Source organism: Pelagerythrobacter aerophilus (genome assembly GCF_003581645.1).
Lineage (GTDB): Bacteria > Pseudomonadota > Alphaproteobacteria > Sphingomonadales > Sphingomonadaceae > Pelagerythrobacter > Pelagerythrobacter aerophilus.
The window spans coordinates 14,599-33,988 of the sequence record NZ_QXFK01000006.1 but is presented as its reverse complement, the minus strand read 5'-3'; the positions used below and the strand labels follow the sequence as shown (position 1 = coordinate 33,988).

The 19,390-nt window shown below is 58.8% G+C and carries 12 protein-coding genes and 1 pseudogene; 4 read left to right on the top strand and 9 right to left on the bottom strand.

Annotated elements, in window-relative coordinates:
* Positions 1-94 precede the first annotated feature (94 nt).
* Positions 95-1,129, top strand: coding sequence for an IS110 family RNA-guided transposase (locus tag D2V04_RS01435; protein ID WP_119511379.1), 1,035 nt, complete (start codon positions 95-97; stop codon positions 1,127-1,129).
* A 355-nt stretch (positions 1,130-1,484) separates the two neighbouring features.
* Here D2V04_RS01435 and D2V04_RS01430 read toward each other — a convergent pair.
* The 3 genes and pseudogenes from D2V04_RS01430 to D2V04_RS18390 all read right to left on the bottom strand — a co-directional run bounded on the left by D2V04_RS01430 (position 1,485) and on the right by D2V04_RS18390 (position 4,584).
* Positions 1,485-2,691 (bottom strand): annotated as a pseudogene (locus D2V04_RS01430) (tyrosine-type recombinase/integrase).
* Between the two features lie 493 nt (positions 2,692-3,184).
* Positions 3,185-4,135: an MlaD family protein gene (locus D2V04_RS01425; protein WP_082837520.1), complete on the bottom strand. Its 951-nt coding sequence runs from the start codon at positions 4,133-4,135 to the stop codon at positions 3,185-3,187.
* Positions 4,108-4,584 (bottom strand): MarR family transcriptional regulator, encoded by a 477-nt coding sequence (locus tag D2V04_RS18390; RefSeq protein WP_225082872.1) that lies wholly within the window; start codon positions 4,582-4,584, stop codon positions 4,108-4,110. The genes D2V04_RS01425 and D2V04_RS18390 overlap by 28 nt, the downstream gene beginning before the upstream one ends.
* 177 nt (positions 4,585-4,761) lie before the next feature.
* Here D2V04_RS18390 and D2V04_RS01415 point away from each other — a divergent pair, with 177 nt between their 5' ends.
* Genes D2V04_RS01415 through D2V04_RS01405 form a run of 3 tightly spaced genes read left to right on the top strand, consistent with a single transcriptional unit; the run spans position 4,762 to position 8,971 of the window.
* Positions 4,762-5,889 (top strand): HlyD family secretion protein, encoded by a 1,128-nt coding sequence (locus D2V04_RS01415; RefSeq protein ID WP_063511170.1) that lies wholly within the window; start codon positions 4,762-4,764, stop codon positions 5,887-5,889.
* 3 nt (positions 5,890-5,892) lie between these two features.
* Complete coding sequence (locus D2V04_RS01410; RefSeq protein WP_063511168.1) at positions 5,893-7,446, top strand: DHA2 family efflux MFS transporter permease subunit; 1,554 nt, start codon at positions 5,893-5,895, stop codon at positions 7,444-7,446.
* Between the two features lie 37 nt (positions 7,447-7,483).
* The gene (locus tag D2V04_RS01405; protein WP_067506500.1) at positions 7,484-8,971 is read left to right on the top strand and encodes an efflux transporter outer membrane subunit; all 1,488 of its coding nucleotides are present in this window, start codon (positions 7,484-7,486) and stop codon (positions 8,969-8,971) included.
* 440 nt (positions 8,972-9,411) lie between these two features.
* Here D2V04_RS01405 and D2V04_RS01400 read toward each other — a convergent pair whose 3' ends face one another.
* From D2V04_RS01400 to D2V04_RS01375, 6 genes are all read right to left on the bottom strand, one after another.
* Positions 9,412-12,348 carry a TonB-dependent receptor gene (locus tag D2V04_RS01400; protein ID WP_119511588.1) on the bottom strand — a complete coding sequence of 979 codons (2,937 nt, stop codon included), beginning with the start codon at positions 12,346-12,348 and terminating at the stop codon, positions 9,412-9,414.
* Between the two features lie 419 nt (positions 12,349-12,767).
* On the bottom strand, positions 12,768-13,739 hold the full coding sequence (locus tag D2V04_RS01395) for an alpha/beta fold hydrolase (protein WP_050599570.1): 972 nt from the start codon (positions 13,737-13,739) through the stop codon (positions 12,768-12,770).
* Positions 13,736-15,373, bottom strand: a complete 1,638-nt coding sequence (locus D2V04_RS01390) for a flavin-containing monooxygenase (protein ID WP_119511587.1) — start codon at positions 15,371-15,373, stop codon at positions 13,736-13,738. Before D2V04_RS01390 ends, D2V04_RS01395 begins: the two co-directional genes overlap by 4 nt.
* Positions 15,370-16,980 (bottom strand): acyl-CoA synthetase, encoded by a 1,611-nt coding sequence (locus D2V04_RS01385; protein ID WP_006834182.1) that lies wholly within the window; start codon positions 16,978-16,980, stop codon positions 15,370-15,372. Before D2V04_RS01385 ends, D2V04_RS01390 begins: the two co-directional genes overlap by 4 nt.
* A 63-nt stretch (positions 16,981-17,043) precedes the next feature.
* Positions 17,044-18,135 (bottom strand): acyl-CoA dehydrogenase family protein, encoded by a 1,092-nt coding sequence (locus D2V04_RS01380; protein WP_050599567.1) that lies wholly within the window; start codon positions 18,133-18,135, stop codon positions 17,044-17,046.
* The gene (locus D2V04_RS01375; RefSeq protein WP_119511586.1) at positions 18,135-19,385 is read right to left on the bottom strand and encodes an acyl-CoA dehydrogenase family protein; all 1,251 of its coding nucleotides are present in this window, start codon (positions 19,383-19,385) and stop codon (positions 18,135-18,137) included. The genes D2V04_RS01380 and D2V04_RS01375 overlap by 1 nt, the downstream gene beginning before the upstream one ends.
* Positions 19,386-19,390 lie beyond the last annotated feature (5 nt).

The window sequence follows — 19,390 nt, the reverse complement described above, 5'->3', positions numbered from 1 at the left end:
AAACCAGATGAGGTGGATGGCTCCCGCTCACGGCATCTAGGTGCCAAGGTGTGAAGACCGTCAGGTATTCACGAGCAAAATGGGAGCCACCCAGATGGATATTAGCACGATCGGTCTCGATTTGGCCAAGAACGTTTTCCAGGTTCACGGCGTAGATGCACAGGGCACGGCCGTTGTTCGCAAGGCATTGCGGCGCTCGCAGATGCTTCCCTTCTTCGAGAAGCTTCCGCCTTGCGTGGTTGGCATGGAGGCCTGCGGCACGTCGCATTACTGGGCTCGGGAGCTGATCAAGCTGGGCCATGAGGTTCGGCTGATGCCGCCGGCTTACGTCAAGCCCTACGTGAAGCGCGGCAAGACCGATGCTGCGGATGCGGAAGCAATCTGCGAGGCAGTGACGCGCCCCACGATGCGCTTTGTGCCGGTGAAGTCAGCGGAGCAGCAGGCGGCGCTGTCGATGCACCGCACGCGGGATCTGTTCGTCAAGCAGCGCACGCAGCTAATCAACATGATGCGAGGGCTTTTGGCCGAGTTCGGCATCGACATCCCCCAAGGCATCAATCGAGCTTTGGAGAAGGCACGTGCGATCGTCGACGGGGAAGCGCCTGACGTGCCGTCCGATGCTCTTCGCATCGTTGAGCGGCTGTCGCAGCAAGCCCTCGATGTCCACGCCCAGGTACGGGAGATCGAACGTGATCTGATCGGGTGGCAGCGCAAGAGCGACGTTGCCACCCGCCTCATGACGATCCCGGGCATTGGCCCGATCGGAGCGACGGCACTCGCAGCGTCGGTCAGTGATCCATCTCAGTTCCGCTCTGGCCGGCAGTTCGCGGCCTGGCTGGGGCTAACCCCGCTTCAGAAGTCCAGCGGCGGCAAAGAGCGGCTCGGCCGCATCTCGAAGATGGGCGACAGGTATCTTCGTAAGCTCCTGGTGGTCGGCATGACGGCAGTGGTGCGGAACGCGAAAAGAAAACCGGAGGCGGTCGATCCCAACGTTCTCGCCTTGCTGGCGCGCAAGCCCGCACGGGTGGTCACCGTGGCTTTGGCAAACAAAACAGCGAGAATCGTCTGGGCCATCATGACCCGCGGGGAAGTCTATCGTGAGCGCCACGTGCCTGCGTTGGCGGCGTAGAGGCAAAACGGAATAGCGGCGAAAGCCACTTCAGGAGTTGTGAGAGCAAAGCGAGATGATGGCGAACCGGTCAGACCGGGAACCGGGACAACCCAGCGAATGGCCGAGGCGATACAGCCTGTAAACCAGTTCGGGACCCAGTTCGCGGACACCATCAGGGCCAGCAGTCTACTTCATGGCTGCATCAACAGGCCGGACAGAAGTCTGCACCCGACCCAAGCGCCAGCACATCGCATTTGCCCTTGCAACGCGGGAGCCATCCACAGAAGTCCATTATTTTCGAAATGACCGCTTCGCCTGGCTGAGCTGCCACCAGCGGACTGACTGCTCTCGGCCCATCTTCGGCCGCAAGGAGTCACGCTCGCTTGGCTAGCGTATGGTTCGCGCGAAGCTGGTCGAGATAATCGCTCCACCACTGGTGCATGGCGACGCGCTCCTCCCAGTAGAAGCCCCGATTGTAGGTGCCGCGAATTACATTCGCGTCGGCATGCGCGAGCGATCGCTCGATCGCATCCGGGCTCCACTTGCCACTTTCGTTCAGCAGCGTTGACGCGGTGGTGCGAAGCCCATGAGCGGTGATCTCGCCAGTTCCATAGCCCATGCGCCGGAACGCCTGGTTGATCGTATTTTCGCTCATGGGGCGGCGCGAAGTGTGGAACGCCGGAAACATAAAGCCCGTCGGCCCGGTCAGAGAATGTAGCTCGGCAAAGTAGTGCAGCACTTGGCGTGAAAGGGGGATTGCATGTGGCCGGCGCATCTTCATGCGCTCGGGCGGGATCGTCCAAACCGCTTTCTCGGCGTTCACCTCCGACCACTCCGCCTGTCTAAGTTCGCCCGGACGGGTCATTACGTGCGGCGAAATCTGCATCGCGAGGCGCGTGATTGCATTGCCCGAATAGGCGTCGATCGATCGCAACAGTTCGCCGAACGCTTCGGGTTCAATAATCGCGCTGTGGTGGGTCACCTTCGGCGCGACCAGTGCGCCACGCAGGATTGCGGTAGGATCGTTCTCGGCGCGACCAGTCGCCGCAGCATAGCGGAAGACGCGGCTTGCGAATGAGCGGCAGCGGCGCGCGGTTTCATGCTTCCCTCTGGCCTCGATCCGCTTAAGCGCAGCTAGCACATCAACCGGCGTGAGTTCGGCGATAGAGCGCTGTGAGATTGGGCTTAGTTGCTCAAGCAACCAGTTCGCCTTCGACGTTGTGGCCACCGCGCGACCCTCAGCCACCATCTTGTCGATGTACTCTTTGGCGACCTCGCCAAAGGTGTTCGCCGCACTGAATTGAGCAACCAGCCTCTCCCGCTGGCGCTCTGCCAGCGGATCCACGCCCCCCCCTGAGCTTTTGGCGCACCTCATCTCGCTTCCGGCGAGCCTCTGCCAAACCGACCTCGGGATATGCTCCCAAAGCGATGCGCTTATCCTTACCCAGATACCGATATCGCAGCCGCCAGAGCTTTGAGCCGCTCGGATGCACCTCGATGTACAGACCGCGCTCGTCTGCACGCTTGTAGACCCGATCTCGCGGTTTGAGCGCGCGGAGTTCGACATCCTTCAACGGCATAATCACCCTCCCGAATCGTCCATCCGATCCGACGAGCCGTCCGCTGTTCAGCCAAAATCCATTGTGGGGGCCATCGGCAATGGGGCCACCGCCTAAATATGGCCCACTGTGGCCCCATTCATGGCCCCACTTGTGATCGGATCGGCTGAAATGTTCTGGGACATCTGTAGACCGGATCGATCAGAAAATGGCAGAATTCCGCCATTTTGTCGACCTTTTTGGGATGTCCTCGGAAGAACAAATGGTGCCCAGAAGAGGCATCACATTCGAACTTCTTTTCCGTTTAATTTCTGATGTTTAGATATTTCGGTCAAGCTGAAAAGCCCGCAAAAGGCCCGCAAAATCCCTCTAATGTATTGGTTCGATGCCTTTTTTAGGACTCGGAATTTCAATTTCAAACTTGACCGCGGAGTAGGTCGTTATCCGCTTTGCGCTCCAATCTCCGCTATTTTACGGGCTGCGCGCTCTGCCCGGAAGCAGTCATCCGTTCGGTTTACTTTAAATCATCGATATTCGTTCCAGCTTCTCTTCTTTTTGGCCGATAGTCTGGGAGGGGAGGATTTGATGTAATTCCCTCAACCTGAATATCTTCGATTTTTTCACTGAGAGGAGCAAGTTCGCGACTAAGTTCGCGAAGGTCCGTTTCACCTTCAACCAAAGAATCTTCGACCGCCGGAATGCCACTCCTTATCTGGGAAAGTTTGTTTTCAGCGTTCTGCACCCCCTCCCTGAATTGGCGAAGGCGTAGTTGCGCGATAGCAGAAGCGCTCCGCCCTGAGATCCGCCGATCTGCATCTCGAAGATTATTTCCCCATCCACCAACCCTTTGCCCTAAGTCTAACAATCTTCCTTTTGTTGAGGCCAATCGTTCGTCCCAACCTTCGGCGTCCGATGCGAGTGCGGCCGTCGTGACTCGAAGCCGGACAAGATCGGAGGTGATCACCCGTTGCTTTTCTGGCTCCAGTCCTTCGTTCAGAGCGCGAATGCTATTTGCCACGGTCTCTACAGTGGCGGTCGCATCCCTCCCCAATAGTCCGGTTTCGTCCGCGGCGGGAATGATCTTTTTTCCTGACTTGTCGGTGTAAATGCCCTCACGACCCCGTCGGCCCTCGAGCACGAGCGCAGCCTCTCCAGTTATCAGATCCGTGCTGATTGTCGCTTCAAGGCCGTGGACTTTCGCCGCAGAAGGATCGAGAGTCAGAACAACGACCACGTTTTCCGGTTCATTTTCCGCCAGACGGACCGATGTTACCTGTCCCACAGGGACTCCCAATAGTGTTACAGTCGATCCCGACTGAAGGCCTTCCACGGAGCGATCAAACTTGATCTGATATGTTTCCTGATTTGGTCTGGGATCGATTAGCCACATCGCGAAAGCGATGGTCGTAAGCATCAGAATGCCAACGATCCACGCCACTAGGGAGAAGTTTGCGTTAGTTTCCATCTAGCACGCCGCCAGCGGTTTGTTCGTCCGGCAGAGGGCCGGTGCAATGAAAGTTCGCGTCCCGCATGCTCCATTCGGTTGTCCGCTATAGAACATGACCGAGGTTCGTCCCCTGGCGCAATCGCCACGAGCGGGGCATCCGGGCGCGTCGAATGTGTTTTGGTTTGAGATCGGCCTAGTCCCAACACGGGCGTGATGCCGCCCCGCCCGTGGCGACCGAATATTGCTATGACTTGCGCAAGCCGCGTCCGGTCACTCAAGCGCGAAGGCGTCATGTCTTCCAGGCCGCTGCTGGAGGATGTGATTTCAAGTCTCCTGGCGATGTCCGTCTGGTTCAGGGCAGGAGCTCTGATGAGCTGCGCCAACACACGCCACTGCGTACGATTGAGGCTCAGCGGCTGTGCTCGGTCATCGAATGCCTTGCGCGCGGCGCGGCTGATCTGGTCCATCATGAAGATCGCTCGATCATCGTGGGTGATGACATTGTCGAGTGCGAGAGTGCCCTCATCTTCTGGCATGAGACATTCCTATCGATCGGAGAAAAATAGTAAAGGACTTTCGCATTTTGTTTTGGCCGCTATATCGCTCGCGCAGCGGCTCAAACGATGGCGAGGAGCGAAATAATCATGGCGGACGAGACAGCAGGGGCTAGCGATGAAGGCGCACGTCCGACGGGGTTGTCCAGTCCGCGGGTCCGGCTGGGTCTGCTGATCGCCGGCATTCTGGTCCTGCTCGCCGGGAGCTACTGGTATTACAATCATCAGACGTACGGCAGATTCCAGCAGTCCACCGACAACGCTTATATTGCCGCCGACAGCGTCATCATCTCCCCCAAAATTGCGGGCTACGTCGAGCGCGTATTAGTGACGGAGAATCAAACGGTCGCGTCGGGCGATGCACTTGTCCAGCTGGACGTGCGAGATTATCGTGCCCAAACGAACCAGGTCGAAGCCCAGATCGCCGCGTCGCTCGCCGGAGCAGATACGGTACGCGCCCAGCAACAAGAGCAGGACGCGGCAATTGCCCAGGCCCGTGCACAGCTCGCAGCAGCATCTGCACAGGCTGGTCTCGCTGCTGAGCAGGTTGTCCGGTACCGCCCCCTTGCCGCTTCGGGAGCGGAGCCGCGCGAGAGGCTCGATCAGCTGGAGGCCCAGGCCAGAGAAGCGCAGGCTCAAGTCGCGGCAGCGCGCGCCGCGCTCACGGCGGCACAGCGCCGACAGAACACGCTTAGCGAGCAGATAGACCAGGCCAATTCGCAAGCCAACGCCGCTCGTGCGCAACTCGAGGCCGCCCGTCTGAACCTGTCATCGACCACGCTCCAGGCCAGTATTTCCGGGCGGGTGGGTGACCTCACGGTCCGACCTGGACAATTTGTCCAGCCTGGCCAACGCCTTATGAGCCTCGTACCGACCGACCGCCTCTACGTGACAGCAAATTTCAAGGAAACGCAGCTCGGACTTGTCCGCCCGGGGCAACCCGTCACCTTGGAAATCGACGCGCTGCCGGACCTCGAGCTATTAGGAAGAGTGGAAAGCATCGCCCCCGGGACCGGGGCAGAATTCTCAATCCTTCCGCCACAGAACGCGACGGGTAATTTCACCAAGATCGTTCAGCGCGTCCCGGTGCGCATATCCATTCAGGCTTCGCCCGAGATCCTGCGTCTGCTGGTGCCGGGCATGTCTGTTGTCGCGAGTGTCGATACGCGCGCCGCTAGAGACCAACTCGATTCGATCCGCAACGCGGCCGGAGACTGACCGATGGCAGGCGCCGCTGCAGCGGTTTCGCCGCCGGTCGAAAAGGCCGATGCTACGGCCTGGATCGCCGTAGCCGCCGGTGCGCTGGGGGCGATGCTGGCAACGCTTGACATCTCGATCGTCAATTCGGCGCTGCCGACGATCCAGGGGGAAATCGGCGCGACCGGAACCGAAGGCACCTGGATCGCGACAGCCTTCCTTGTTGCCGAGATCATCATCATCCCTCTGAGCGCGTGGCTGGAAAGACTGCTCGGCCTTCGCACGCTGCTCATCGTCGCGGTTTCTGCCTTCACGGCCTTTTCGGTGTTGTGCGGCATTGCCACCGATCTGACGACGATGATCATCGGTCGCACCGGTCAAGGGTTCATGGGCGGCGCGCTTATTCCAACCGCCATGACCATCGTCGCAAAGCGACTGCCTCCATCGCAACAGCCGATTGGCATGGCGCTCTTCGGAATGACCGTGGTTCTTGGGCCGGTAATGGGCCCGTTGGTGGGGGGCTGGCTTACCGAGAACCTGAGCTGGCACTACGCCTTCTTCGTCAACGTGCCCGTCTGCGCGTTGCTCCTTGCTTTACTATTCATCGGGTTACCCCATGAAAAGCCCGACTGGGTTTACCTGCGCGAGGCTGATTGGGCGGGAATAGCTGGTATGATCCTTGGGTTGGGTGGGCTGACCATCGTTCTGGAAGAAGGCCACCGTGAGGAGTGGTTCGATTCCACGCTGATCGTCCAGCTCACACTGATGACGGTCGTGGGTTTTGCACTTCTGACCTACGGACAGCTTTACGCGCGCAAACCCGTGCTCAAATTGCGCCTGATGCTCAGCAGGCAGTTTGCCAGCGTCGTGGTGATGGCACTGGCGCTTGGCATGGTCATGTATGGCTCGACCTACGTGATCCCGCAATTTCTCGCGATAATTTCCGATTATAATGCCTTGCAGACCGGACTTGTGATCTTCTGGATGGGCGTTCCGGCTTTCCTGTTGATGCCCGTTCTCCCGTTCATGATCCGCAGGATTCACATCCGCATTGCGGTCGGCGCGGGCATGTTCATCATGGCGCTAAGCTGTTTCGTCAGCATAAATCTGACAGCGGAATCGGGAGGTGGAGTGTTCACCGAAAGCCAGTTCCTGCGCGGCATCGGCATGATCCTCACGATGATGTTCCTCAACCAGGCGACGGTAGCTTCGGTTGCCAAGGAGGATGCCGGCGATGCTTCGGGCATCTTCAACGCGGCGCGAAACCTAGGGGGCTCTTTCGCGCTCGCCGGGCTTGCTTCGTTCCAGGACCAGCGCCTGTGGCATCATAGTCGGCGGATGGAAGAAACTCTCAACGCCAACAGCCCCCGGCTACAGGAATACCTGGACACCATGACGGCGTCGTTGGGCAATCCACAGGCCGCGCTGGAGATGCTTTCCGGCATCATTCAGCGCGATGCGTTCGTGATGACCTACAACGATGTCTTTTTCGCCATGGGCGCGATTACCCTGGTCACGGTGCCGCTGGTACTGTTCCTCAAGCCTCTCCCGAAGAACTTATCCCTTTCGATGCACTGAGAACTCTATGCGCAAGACCCTAACCCTCCTCGCTCCCATGGCGCTCCTCGCGGGTTGCATGTCCGGTCCCGACTATGCCGGCCCCCCGCAACTTGCGACCGACGCAGGCAATGCGTTCGTACGGGCCGGCCCCGAAATCGATCCGTTGGCGCCGATTGCCGGCGACTGGTGGACGCTGCTCGGCGATCCGGTTCTCAATGAACTTGAGGCGCGTGCGCTGGCCGGCAATCCGGGCGTGGCCGCAGCGCGCGCTCGCATCGAACAGGCAAGGGCTTCTGTCCGCCAGGAGCGCGCCAACCGGCTACCCGCCGTGGCTGCGCAGGCGACTGCGGTCCAGGCGAATATCCCAGGGCTAGATATCGGCAGCGGCCCGCCCCCGGGATCGCCCGGCGCTCCTGCAGACACCGAAGAGCAGGACAGCCTCAGCGTCTACAACCTCGGGCTCAACGCAAACTGGGAGATCGATTTCGCTGGGGGGCAGGCACGGCGTGTCGAGGCCATTAACGCTCAGGCTGCGGCCTCGGTGGCGAACGCCGAGGATGCGAAAGTCCAGCTCGCCGCCGAAATCGCGCGGGCGTATGTGAGCCTGCGAGAAGCGCAAGGGCGGCTCGAGCTTGTCCAGCGAGAGCGCGACTTGCAGCAGCAAATTCTCGAATTGACCTATCAGCGCTATACACAGGGCGCTCTCGCGCTGTTCCCGGTCGGTAACGCGAACGCCGAGCTCGAACTGCTCAAGTCGCAGATCGCGGAAGCTCAAGCGGACATCGATGTATTCAAAGACACGCTCGCGGTGCTGACGGGCGAAGCGCCCGGCGCACTCGACGGGCTCCTGGCGGCTCAGGCCGAAATTCCGCTTCCCCCCGAACGGGTCGCGGTGGGCGATCCCGCAGCGCTAATAGCGCGGCGGCCGGATGTTCGAGCCGCCGAACGCATGCTGGCCGCGGCGAATGCGCGCATTGGCGTGGCAGAGGCTGCTCGCTTCCCCAAGATTTCCTTCATGGGGATTCTCGGTTTGGGCGGATCGGAGCCCGACGACATCCTGGACCCGGGCAACTTATCGGCAATCGCTTTGCCGCGGCTACAGTGGAACCTGCTTGATTTCGGCCGCACGGCAGCATCGATCGATCAGGCCGAGAGTGCGCGCGACGAGGCCGAAGCGCGTTATGTTGAAGTGGTCCTTGGCGCACTGCGCGACGCCGAACAATCGCTTGCCCGGTTCGGGCAACAAAGAGCCAACGTAGCCGCGCTGGCGCAGATCAGTCGACAGGCCGACACGGCTGCGGAGCTTAACGAGCAACGCCGCGCCGCGGGGGTAATCTCGCAAGGCGAACTCAACACTTCGATCCGCAAGCGCGAACAGGCCAGAGCAAATCTCGATCGGGCGATCGCCGCCATGACAAATGGCTGGATCGCGATCCAGAAGTCGCTTGGGTTGGGATGGGTCGAATTGTCTCGCGACAATCGCACGTCGGTTGAGCCTGCTCCGGTCGATCGAAAATCAGTTATGAAACCTGAACAGAGTTAGGATAAGTTTTCTCAGAAGTCTGCCCCGCAGCCCCTTCCAACTTTTCCTAACGCGTCAGCACCTCGTGCACTTTGACCCAATCTTGGATCATAGGGGTCAGCATGTTTCCGCCTTTCGCAGAGTGCGTTTGCCAGTATCACCATCGGATATCCCGATTGCACTATTCGGTGACTCTTCATTGTCGTATCTATGTAAGGCCTTAAGCTTTCCGCGAGCATCTCGTAGCGACATCAACGAGCGATCGTAAAAGCATTTCGAGTGCAGCTCGCATTTGGCCGGTTCGATGACCGCCTTGTCGGTAGGCTTACGAGGCGGTCATCGAGCATTACGCCGCTCTGGAAAAGCTATAAAGTCATGGGTCGAAATACGAACTAGCTGGCACTGTCCGTTCGGGTCGTTGGGAGGACCACCAATCTCCCCGCCAACACGATCTGGACCTGTTAGAAACTGAACCCCAAAGCAACACCATATCTACGAGGATCCAAAGTGTAGATATTGGTAAAATTCCCCGAGGATGCGTCGGTCAAGTACAAGCCTGTCACCGAGCTGCTGTCGAAAATGTTCTGAACAAATCCGCGCACGAACCAACGCTCATCCGCACTGTTCAACTGCACGATCGCGTTGGCTTGCACGAATGGCTCGATCCGGTTGACCCTGCCGTTAAAGATATTGCCGTATTGCTCACCAGTCAGCGCTACGTCCACGCGAGGAACCAGAGTCATGCCATTGTCGAAAGTGGCGGTGTACTGCACACCCATCGAAACCTTCATTTCGGGGGCCTGCGGCAACTTGTTCCCTTTTAAGTTGACCTCTACGCCAGGGCTTAATACCGCAAGGCCGCTGCCCGCCGGAACGGCTCCGGCCAAGACATCGCAAATGCTGAATGCGCCGCTTGACGCAAGATTGCCGTCGTTAGGAAATTCTTCGGGACCACGAAGACCCAGAGCTGCGTTCACTCCGGCGACGAATGCGTCGGCCACGCCGGGGGCTGGCCCGGTTACGGCACAATTAGCACCGTTGCTGATATCCTTGATGATGACGGCATCAGGATCGCCGCCACCCGGGTCGCGCGGATTGGAGAAGAACTGGTCGCCGGCAACTTCCGCGTTGAGATAACTGAACGTCAAGTTGACAAGCCAATCGGGATCGGGCCGGATAACGGACTCTAGTTCCACACCCCAGATATCGGCATCGATAGTATCATTAACTGAGGTACGGGCGACGATGCGGCTAAGCTGCAACCCGCTATACTTATAGTAGAATGCAGTAGCGTTTAATTGCAGTGCGCCATTCGCAAAGGTATTTTTCGATCCGATTTCAAATGCGTCGATGGTTTCTGATCCGAAGCTTTCAGCCACATCGAAAACGGGCGAAAGGGGCGGGTTGATACCCCCGGATTTATAGCCCCTGGCATAAGATGCGTAAATCGAATTGTCAGGCGTAACTTCGTAGTCGAGCACCGCACGCCCGGTTATTTCATCGAAACCTACTTCTCTAAATTGCGTCAGCTGCTCACCTGGCGTACCAGGATCGGCATCAAAAAGACCAGAGGGACCGGTTAAGGGAGTGATCGGGCTGTCGAACGGCTCCCCGTCATTCGCGTAAGGATTGAGGAAGCTAATCAAGGTCGTGCGCGCAGTCACGTCTTTCTTGTCGTCGTTATACCGCAAACCTCCGGTGAAGGTCAGACGCTCGGTCAGGTCGACGTAGATCTCCCCGAACACACCGAAGCTCTCAAGATTAGCCTCGAGAGAATTGTTGCGGTACATGGATGTTGCGAAGTAGGATGGCGGTGCACCGCCTGCCAAAGTACCAAACGATCCCAGAATGGCACTGGCGTAGTCAAGCGCGAATGAGTTTACATAGTAACTGTTGTCGGTAGTCTTGGACTTTGCATAGATCCCTCCGAGCAGGAAATTGAATGCTCCGTCGAAATCACTGGAAAGGAGGATTTCGCCGCTCCAGGATTCGCGTTGCTCTGAAGACCTGTCGAAGGATAGCGGCGTTTCGCCGCACAATACATTACCTTCGAACGCGCCCCTGTTCCCATCATCGTTATCGGAGGTGCACAATACGCCCCCTGGGCCATTGGGGATGAGAGCCTCCACAATCGGGGTAAAATACGCCGACGAACCTGGCACGAACGCCGGTGCAGGTGCGGGGAGGCCGGTAGGCAAACCGTTGGCCGCGAAGCCGGACAACACGTTCAAGGCCGTAGCAAAGGCGGTACGATCCTGAATGCCCAGAAAGTAGTCCTGCCGGGAATCGACTTCGGTGTCCTGATAAAGACCGGTTGCAGTCAGTGTCATAGCTCCGATGCGCTGCTCGAGACGGGCCTGTAGCTGCACTTCATCGGCAAAATAGAATGGAGTATACGCCGTGTTTACCGTGCGCACATCGTCGGGCTTATCGAATCCTGCAAATGCATCGGGGCCGTACAGGCTTCCCAATCCCAGTACTGAGGGAATTCCCTGAATAGCGAAGAACTCTTGCGAACTGAGCGTTGCGCCGACTGTGGAATTGGCATTGGTGATGTCAAAGTCGCGGCGATTGTTCAGACAACCCAGCACGCCGAGCGGGTCACGCTGGCAGGCCTGCTTTTGATTACGTAAACGGGTGTCATCTTCCCTGAAATAATATGCCATGAAGTCGAGAGTGGTATCGGCACCGGGTTCAAAACGAAGAGAACCACGAACAGCGTACATGTCTCGGTCGTCGACATCCGAATTGTCGAAAAGGTTTGTGGTGTAACCGTCGCGATTCAGAAAGAATCCGGCTACCCGAACGCCGATAGAATCGCCGATCGGGACATTGACCATCCCTTCGGCCTTGATGCTGTTGTAATTCCCATACTCGAACTCTCCGGCCGCGCCGAAAGAACCGAGGTCAGGCTTGGCTGTCACAAGGTTGACAACACCCGAGGTAGCGTTGCGGCCGAAGAGGGTGCCCTGCGGCCCCCGTAGGACCTCAATTCGCTCAAGGTCAAAATATTCTGTTTCGAACAGCCGGGTACCAAAAAGAGGGGAACCATTGATATGGATAGCCGTCGCTGCGTCACACGTCACACCAACACAAAGATCGCCGATACCACGGATGGTGAAGGACGACCCGGTGAAGTTGCCCTTCGAAAATGAGACGTTCGGGAGCGTCAATTGAAGGTCAGCAGCGTTTTCGATCTGCTGGCTTTCGAGAGCCGTAGCATCGAAGGCACTGACCGCGATCGGCACCTCTTGCAGACTTTGAGATTGGCGTTGGGCCGTAACGATGATTACGGATCCTTGGGGTTCCGCCTCATCAGTTGTGGGATCCTGCGCTAAAGCCATCTGCGGCCAAGCCAAGATGGCCGAAGTGGCGAGCACCATCGCTCTCAGTGTCATATAGCATCCCTTCCCATCTCTTCAGTGCGACGATAATTGGCTCCGCCGCTTACTGCAAAATGGGGCGACCTCGAGGGTCGCCCCTTAGTCTGTGGAGAGGAGAGGGAGAGAATTAGCCCAATCCCCGTCCATGGGCATATACATCCGCGTGATATTAGTAAAGCGCCTTATCTTTTGACCCCATGGGCCACGATCCAGATCGCACGCGGAGTGAACGTTTGCTAAAGATCAGCAATGGTTGGCGCGCTAAGCGAGTTGCTCCCGATAAAGCTTTTGCCCCAGCTGGCATCGAGACCAACGAAGCGTTCGTCGTGCCGACGGCGACAATGGTTCGGATATAGTACAAGATGAATATGAACGCCCTTTGCCCCCATCTCGCTGGCCTCTGACCAGGAACCAGCCTCTTAGTATGGGGGATCTCAGAGGCTCCAAAAGGCCAGTACCGCCCGAAGCGCAGCGACGAACGCGAGCGGCTGATCCAGCATGAGATGATGGCGTGCATCGGGCACTGCAACAATTGGTATCTTTCCCCCTCCCAGTTCCCGGATATAGCGGGCGGAATCGCGATCAAAGAGCTGACTTTTCTCGCCGTACACAATCGCTTTGCGCCCGGGCGCATCGACCAGCCTCTGGCCTACTGTCAGCCATTCGTCGGGCTTGTTGCTGCGCCGGAACACTTCGGGAGAAAACTTCCATGTCCACTCCTCGCCATCGCGGCGGAGAGAGTGATAGGCCATGTAATCCATCAGGAACGGCTCACCAACTGCCTGCGGCGGCGACAGGATATACCTCTCGCGCGCCGCTTCGTAGGTGGGGTAGCGTCGCACCGGTTTGTCAGGATTACCCGACCCGGGGCTCGATCTGCCCATGGTCCAGTATTTCTCCAGCTTTTCGGGCCGCATCACCATGAGATCGCAGACAATAACGCCGGCGAAGGCATCCGGCGATTGGGAAACGGCGGTCAGCGCTGCACCCGAGCCGAAGCTATGGGCGATGATCGTCGGTCTGCTTCCATCCGCAAACAAATCGAGCGCTTCGCTGATCTCGACAAATTCCTTTCCCCGCGCAGCTATATCGGCCACGCCGCGCATCTCGCTATCGCCCATACCGGCCAGATCGAACGCCACCACGTCGTAGTCTTCGGCAAGGTACGGTGCGATGAAGGCAAAGCAGCGGGCATGGGCGAGAAAACCGTGAGTCATGAGCAATTTGGGCCGGTCACGCCTGCCCCAGCGAAGATAATGCACCCGCGCGCCACCAACCTCTACGAAGCCTTCCTCACGGGGCACGCTCAGCGCCCAGGCGAACCATTCGGGTATATCCGCCCCGTCGCCGGCCCATACGGGATCAATATCTGTTGACCCGTCGTGGATTGGTTTCATTTCATTCATTTCGGCGCAGTCTCCATACCGGATAGTGTATTCCTGATAAAACCACGATAATCGTGCCGTGCGACATCGTGGCATAGATCGGCGTAACCAGATACGCTGGGGAAATTGATCAGTTGTCGGGGTTTGCCGGGAATATTGGCGCCCATGTACCACGATTCAGCCTTGGGGAAGAGCGTCATCGACCCTACTTGGGCGACCATATCGGTCCAGCTTCGCTCGGCCAGCGCATCGGCTTCGAAAAGGCCGATCCTGTTATCGCGCAGCCAGATCAGGAAATCGCAGATCCAGTCACCCTGGATTTCGGCGCTTGTCGGACCGTTGGAAAAGCCTGAAGGGCTGAGCGGGCCGTAGGCGAACAGCATGTTCGGAAATTGGGCGACGGCCATGCCCAGATAGGCTTTGATCTCACTCTTCCATGCTTCTGCCAGCGCCAGCCCACCGCGGCCGGTGATGTTCATGTCGATGAGCCCGCCACGACCGGCATCGAAGCCGGTCGCGAAGACAATGAGATCGCACGGGATCATGCCAGTGGCTGTTTCTATCCCGGCCTCGGTGACGCGAGTGATCGCGGTGTCGTTCAGATCGACCAGCGTCACATTGTCTTGTGCGAAGATCTCGTAATAATTCTGTTCGAGCGATGGTCGCTTGGTCCCGAAGGGATGTGGCGGCTCATCGGGAGCGAGCTTCTCGGCAATGGTCGGGTCGCAGATCCGCTCGCGCACCTCGTCACGCCAGAACTCGTAGGCGTGGCGATTGGCGTCCTCGTTCGTCAGTATGTCAGCGAAATTATGATACCAGAAGCGCAACCCTCCTCGCTGCCACAAATCCTCGAAATGCGTAGTCCGCTCTTCCTCGGTCACAGCCAGGGCCGAGATGTCCAGCGATTGGCATTCGAAACCGCCACTTGTCGTAAGCCTTTTCTGGAAGACAGCGGGATATTCGGATTTTTCGCGAAGCTGACGATCAGCGTCCAGTTTTTCCTGCCGCATGGGAAGGGCGAGAATCGGGGTTCGCTGAAAAAGCGTCAGCTGCTCCGCACAGCTTGCCGCCTCCTGCGCCACCTGTACGCCGCTGGCACCCGTGCCGATCAGGGCGATCCGGCGGCCGGAAAGGTCGATGCCTTCCTGCGGCCAGCGGGCGGTATGGCACCATTCGCCTTCGAAATCGCTAAGGCCCAGGATATCGGGAATGTAGGGTTTCGAGGCGAACCCCAGGGCCGGCAAGAGGAAACGCGCGCTTACTTTTCCGCCATCGTCGAGCTTCAATCGCCAGCAGGCGGTGTCTTCATCGAACGGCGCGCTTTCGACCCGTGTTTTCATTCGCATTGCCGGCCAGAGGTCGAGCGTATCGCAGACGTGGAGGAAATAGGCGCGCAGTTCTTCCCAGCCTGGAAATCGTTCGCTCCACGTCCAGCTTTTCCATACTTCCGCAATGGAAAATTCGTAAAGTGGAACCTGGGAATCGACCCGTGCTCCCGGATAGCGGTTCCAGTACCAGATTCCGCCCGGCTGCTCCGCTGCGTCTACCAGCAGAACATCGAACCCCGCCTGACGCAGCTTGTAAAGCAGGTATATTCCGCTGAACCCGGCCCCGACGATTACGACATCATAGTCAGGAGGGGGCGAATGGCTCACGAGGCCCCGGCACCCGCTTTCGCGATGTCTTTAGCCGTAGTATAATCCGCCTTGCCGTTTGACGCGCGCAAGGCGGTTTGCGTTGGGCAAATCGCCTTGGGCGTTTTGTAACCTGCCAGTTGCTGGCGCACGTGATCCTTGATCGCTTGCGCGTCGAAGTCCGCATCCTGGGTCAAATGCACCACAGCGGTCACCGCTTCGCCCCATTTTTCGTCAGGCACCCCGACGACAAGCGCGTCGGCAATGGCGGGATGGGTTTTGAGCACTTCCTCCACCTCCTCGGGGTAAACCTTTTCACCTGCGGTGTTGATGCAGACGCTGCCGCGGCCCAGCAAGGTCAGGCTTCCATCGGATTCCACCCGGCACCAGTCGCCCGGGATGGAGTAACGCACGCCATCGATCGTCCTGAAAGTCTTGGCCGACTTTTCCGGGTCCTTGTAGTATCCTGTGGGGATTGCGCCCTTGCGGGCAATAAAGCCGGGCACGCCGCTCCCCGCCTCGACCTTCCGGTCGTTCTCGTCGAATACGTCGCAAAATTCCCCGATCCCGAATTTCGCGGTGTTGGTGCCGCCCTGTGCGGTCGTCACCGACAAGCCGTAGCCCAGCCCTTCCGAAGCGCCAAAACTGTCCATGAGGATGACCTGGGGGATATGTTTGCACAGGCCCGCCTTTACCTGTTTACTCCACATGACGCCGGACGAGATGATCGAAATCAGGCTGCTCGTGTCCCAGCGCTTCGGGTGGGCGTCCAGCGCCTGCAGCATGGGTTTGGCAAAAGCGTCACCGACAATGGCGATGCTCTGCACCTTGTGCTGGTCCACCGCATCCCACAATTCTTCCGCGTCGAAGGATGGATCGGACAGCGTGACGATGGCCCCGCCCGACATGAGCGTGCCAATAGCAGTAATGAACCCGGTTCCATGCATCAGCGGGCACGCCGGCAAAGTGATGCGCGCAAGCTCGCCCTGCTTCACCAGGGCCACCATTTCCTCCATGGTCTGGGGAACCGGACCCAGCAGCTTTTGCGCGTCGAGCTGAGCCTTGCGCATATCATCGTGTCGCCACATCACGCCCTTGGGCATGCCGGTGGTACCGCCTGTATATATGAACAGCAGGTCATCGGGAGAACGCTCGATATCGAGAGGCGCGCCGTTACCTTCTACAAGTTTTTCGTAAGGAAGCGCGAAGGAAGCGATCTGCGAAGCATCGCCGATTTCTACAAATGTATGAACCTTGGTCAACCGTTCCTTCAGTTCAAGAATGCAGTCGCGGAACTCGGAACTGTAAACAATTACCTCGCTATCGGAATCGTCGAAGATGTAGAAAACCTCCTCGGGACGGTAACGATAATTGATGTTCACGTGCGTGAGGCGGCCCTTGAAGCACGCGGCCATCAATTCCCCGTATTCGGAACGGTTGCGCATGTAGAAGGCTATCTTCGCCCCGTCGCCTGCACCTTGCGCGCGCAGATTGCGCGCCAAATTGTTCGAACGCTTCGACATTTCGGGCCAGCTAATGATCCGGTCGCCGTGAATCAGCGCCGGAGCATCTTCCGGGACCGCAGGTTCGATTGCATCAAGGATGTCGCCAAGGTTCCAGTCGATCACGTATTAATTCCTCTCTCCTTGGTGGCCACGATTTTGTCGGTAGCGTGCGCCTAATTCATCGTCTCATGCGACCTGCGTCCACCCCTGCAAGGCCGCTGCTTCGGCCCGGACCGCTTCGGGACTTCCCAGAACCTGGCGGTCGAAACCGATTCGCTTGAACCAGAAATGCAGACCTAGGAGATCGGTAAAACCCATCCCCCCATGCACCTCGGTTGAGGTTCGGGCGACAAAACGGTGGACTTCGCCCGTATGTGATTTGGCATGGCATGCCACCAGCGAAGCCTCGTCGGGCGTCGCATCGAACGCATGGGCGGCATACCAGACCAGCGAACGGCATGGTTCATGGCGGGCAGCCATTTCCGCGCACATATGCTTGACCGCCTGGAAGCTGCCGATCACTCGTCCGAACTGTTCGCGCTGCCCGGCATAGTCGACCGCTTTTTCGATCATAGCCTGGCCCGCACCGAGGCTATCGGCGGCCAGGAGCACCCGGCCGGCGTCCCGCAGGCGCCTGACTGTGGCCCCACCATCGTCCGCGAGAGCCTCGCCCGCTACGCCAGAAAACCGCAGCTCCCCTACGCTCCGGGTGCGGTCGATCGTTTTGAGAGCAACCTTCTCCAGACCCGCAGCATCGCCAGCTACGAAGTGCATACGACCGGCGGTATCGGCTACCAGAAACGCGTCGGCTTCCAGGAAGTCGAGCGCGAACAAAGCCGTTCCGTCGAGCTTTGCGCCGTCGAAGTCCACGCCTGCCCGGTCCCGGATCTCCACCGTTTCCGCGATCGCGACGGCGATTTGCGCCTCGCCCTTCGCTATCCTCGGCAGCCAGTGCGCCTTCAACTCCTCGCTACCGCCCTGTGCCAGCGCAAGGGGTGCCAGTACATGGGCACCGATAAAAGGCACCGGCGCGACGGCATAGCCGAGCTGCTCGGCCACAGCGGCGGCATCGAGCATTGTCATCCCGAGCCCGTCATGTTGCTCGGGAACCATCATTCCCCAAATGCCGATTTCGCCCAGCGCCGAACGCACGTTGTCGCTGAAGGGAACCGAGCCCTCCGCGCATTCGCGCACATGATCGAGCGGACAAGTATCAGCAAGAGTGCGGCTGATCGCGTCGCAGAGCATCTCTTGGTCTTGCGAAAGTCCGAAATCCATCAGGCGGCTCCCTTATTCTGCCCGCTTGCAACGGCCGTCGCCTGTTCGACGGCGGGAGGCGTTGCGAACTTGGGTTCGCGCGGCATTTCCAGCCCGCGTTCGGCGATGATGTTCTTCTGGATCTGGGCGGTGCCTCCACCGATGATCAGACCAAGCTGGAACATGTAGTTCCACTGCCAGGCACCGTCTTCGCGCTCGCGCTCGCTTCCGTGATAGAGTATGCCCATCTCGCCCATTGCGTCGATCGCGAGCGCGGAAATCTGATGGGCGAGCTCACAGCTCTGCAGCTTCACGACAAGTTTCGCCATGCCGCCGGCATCCCCCCTAAGGCTGTTCGACAGGATGCGCATGCCGTTGAATTTCATCGCCGCGACTTCGGCTTGCAATGCAACCAGCCGGTCACGCAGAACGGCGTTGTCCATTGCGCAACCCTGGCCGATGCGTTCTTTTTGCATCAGCCTGACCAGCGCCTGGAGCCGGTTTTCCAGTGCATCGGGGTCGCCCAGCATGCCACGTTCATGGCCCAGTGTGGCATTGGCCACGTACCACCCCTGCCCGCGCTGCCCGACGATCTGGTCCAGGGGAACCCGCACGTCGGTAAAGAACGTTTCATTGAACTCGGCGTGACCGGTCATGGTCTTGAGTGGTCGGACCTCGATCCCTGGTGTGTCCATCGAGAAGATCAAGTAGGAGATGCCGCCGTGCTTGGGCGCGTCCGGTTCGGTCCGAACAAGGCAAAAGATCATGTCCGCCTGCTTGGCCGTGCTGGTCCAGATCTTCTGTCCGTTGATGACAAAGTCGCCATTTTCGACGCGGGCGCTGGTCTTGAGCGCGGCGAGGTCCGATCCCGCTCCAGGTTCCGAATATCCCTGACACCAGATTATCTCGCCATTAAGGGTCGGCTCGATCCATTGCTGTTTCTGGGCTTCGGTTCCGAGTTCCAGCAGCGTGGGAACGAGCATGGAAATGCCCTGGTTCGCAAGGCCTGCGGGGATGCCAGCGCGCGAAAATTCCTCGGCAATGATCCGCGATTTCAGGATGTCCGGCTCGGCTCCGTATCCGCCGTATTCCTTGGGAATCGTACGCGCCGTGTAACCATGCAGGATCAACAGCTTTTGCCATTCGACGGCTTCGGGGGAAGGGCGCGCGGCACGGCCTTGGCCATCGGGTGCGCGGTGACCGTGGGTTTGCAGGAACTGGCGCACTTCCTCGCGAAACGCGTCATACTGGGGTCCGTAGTCGAGATCCATCTTGG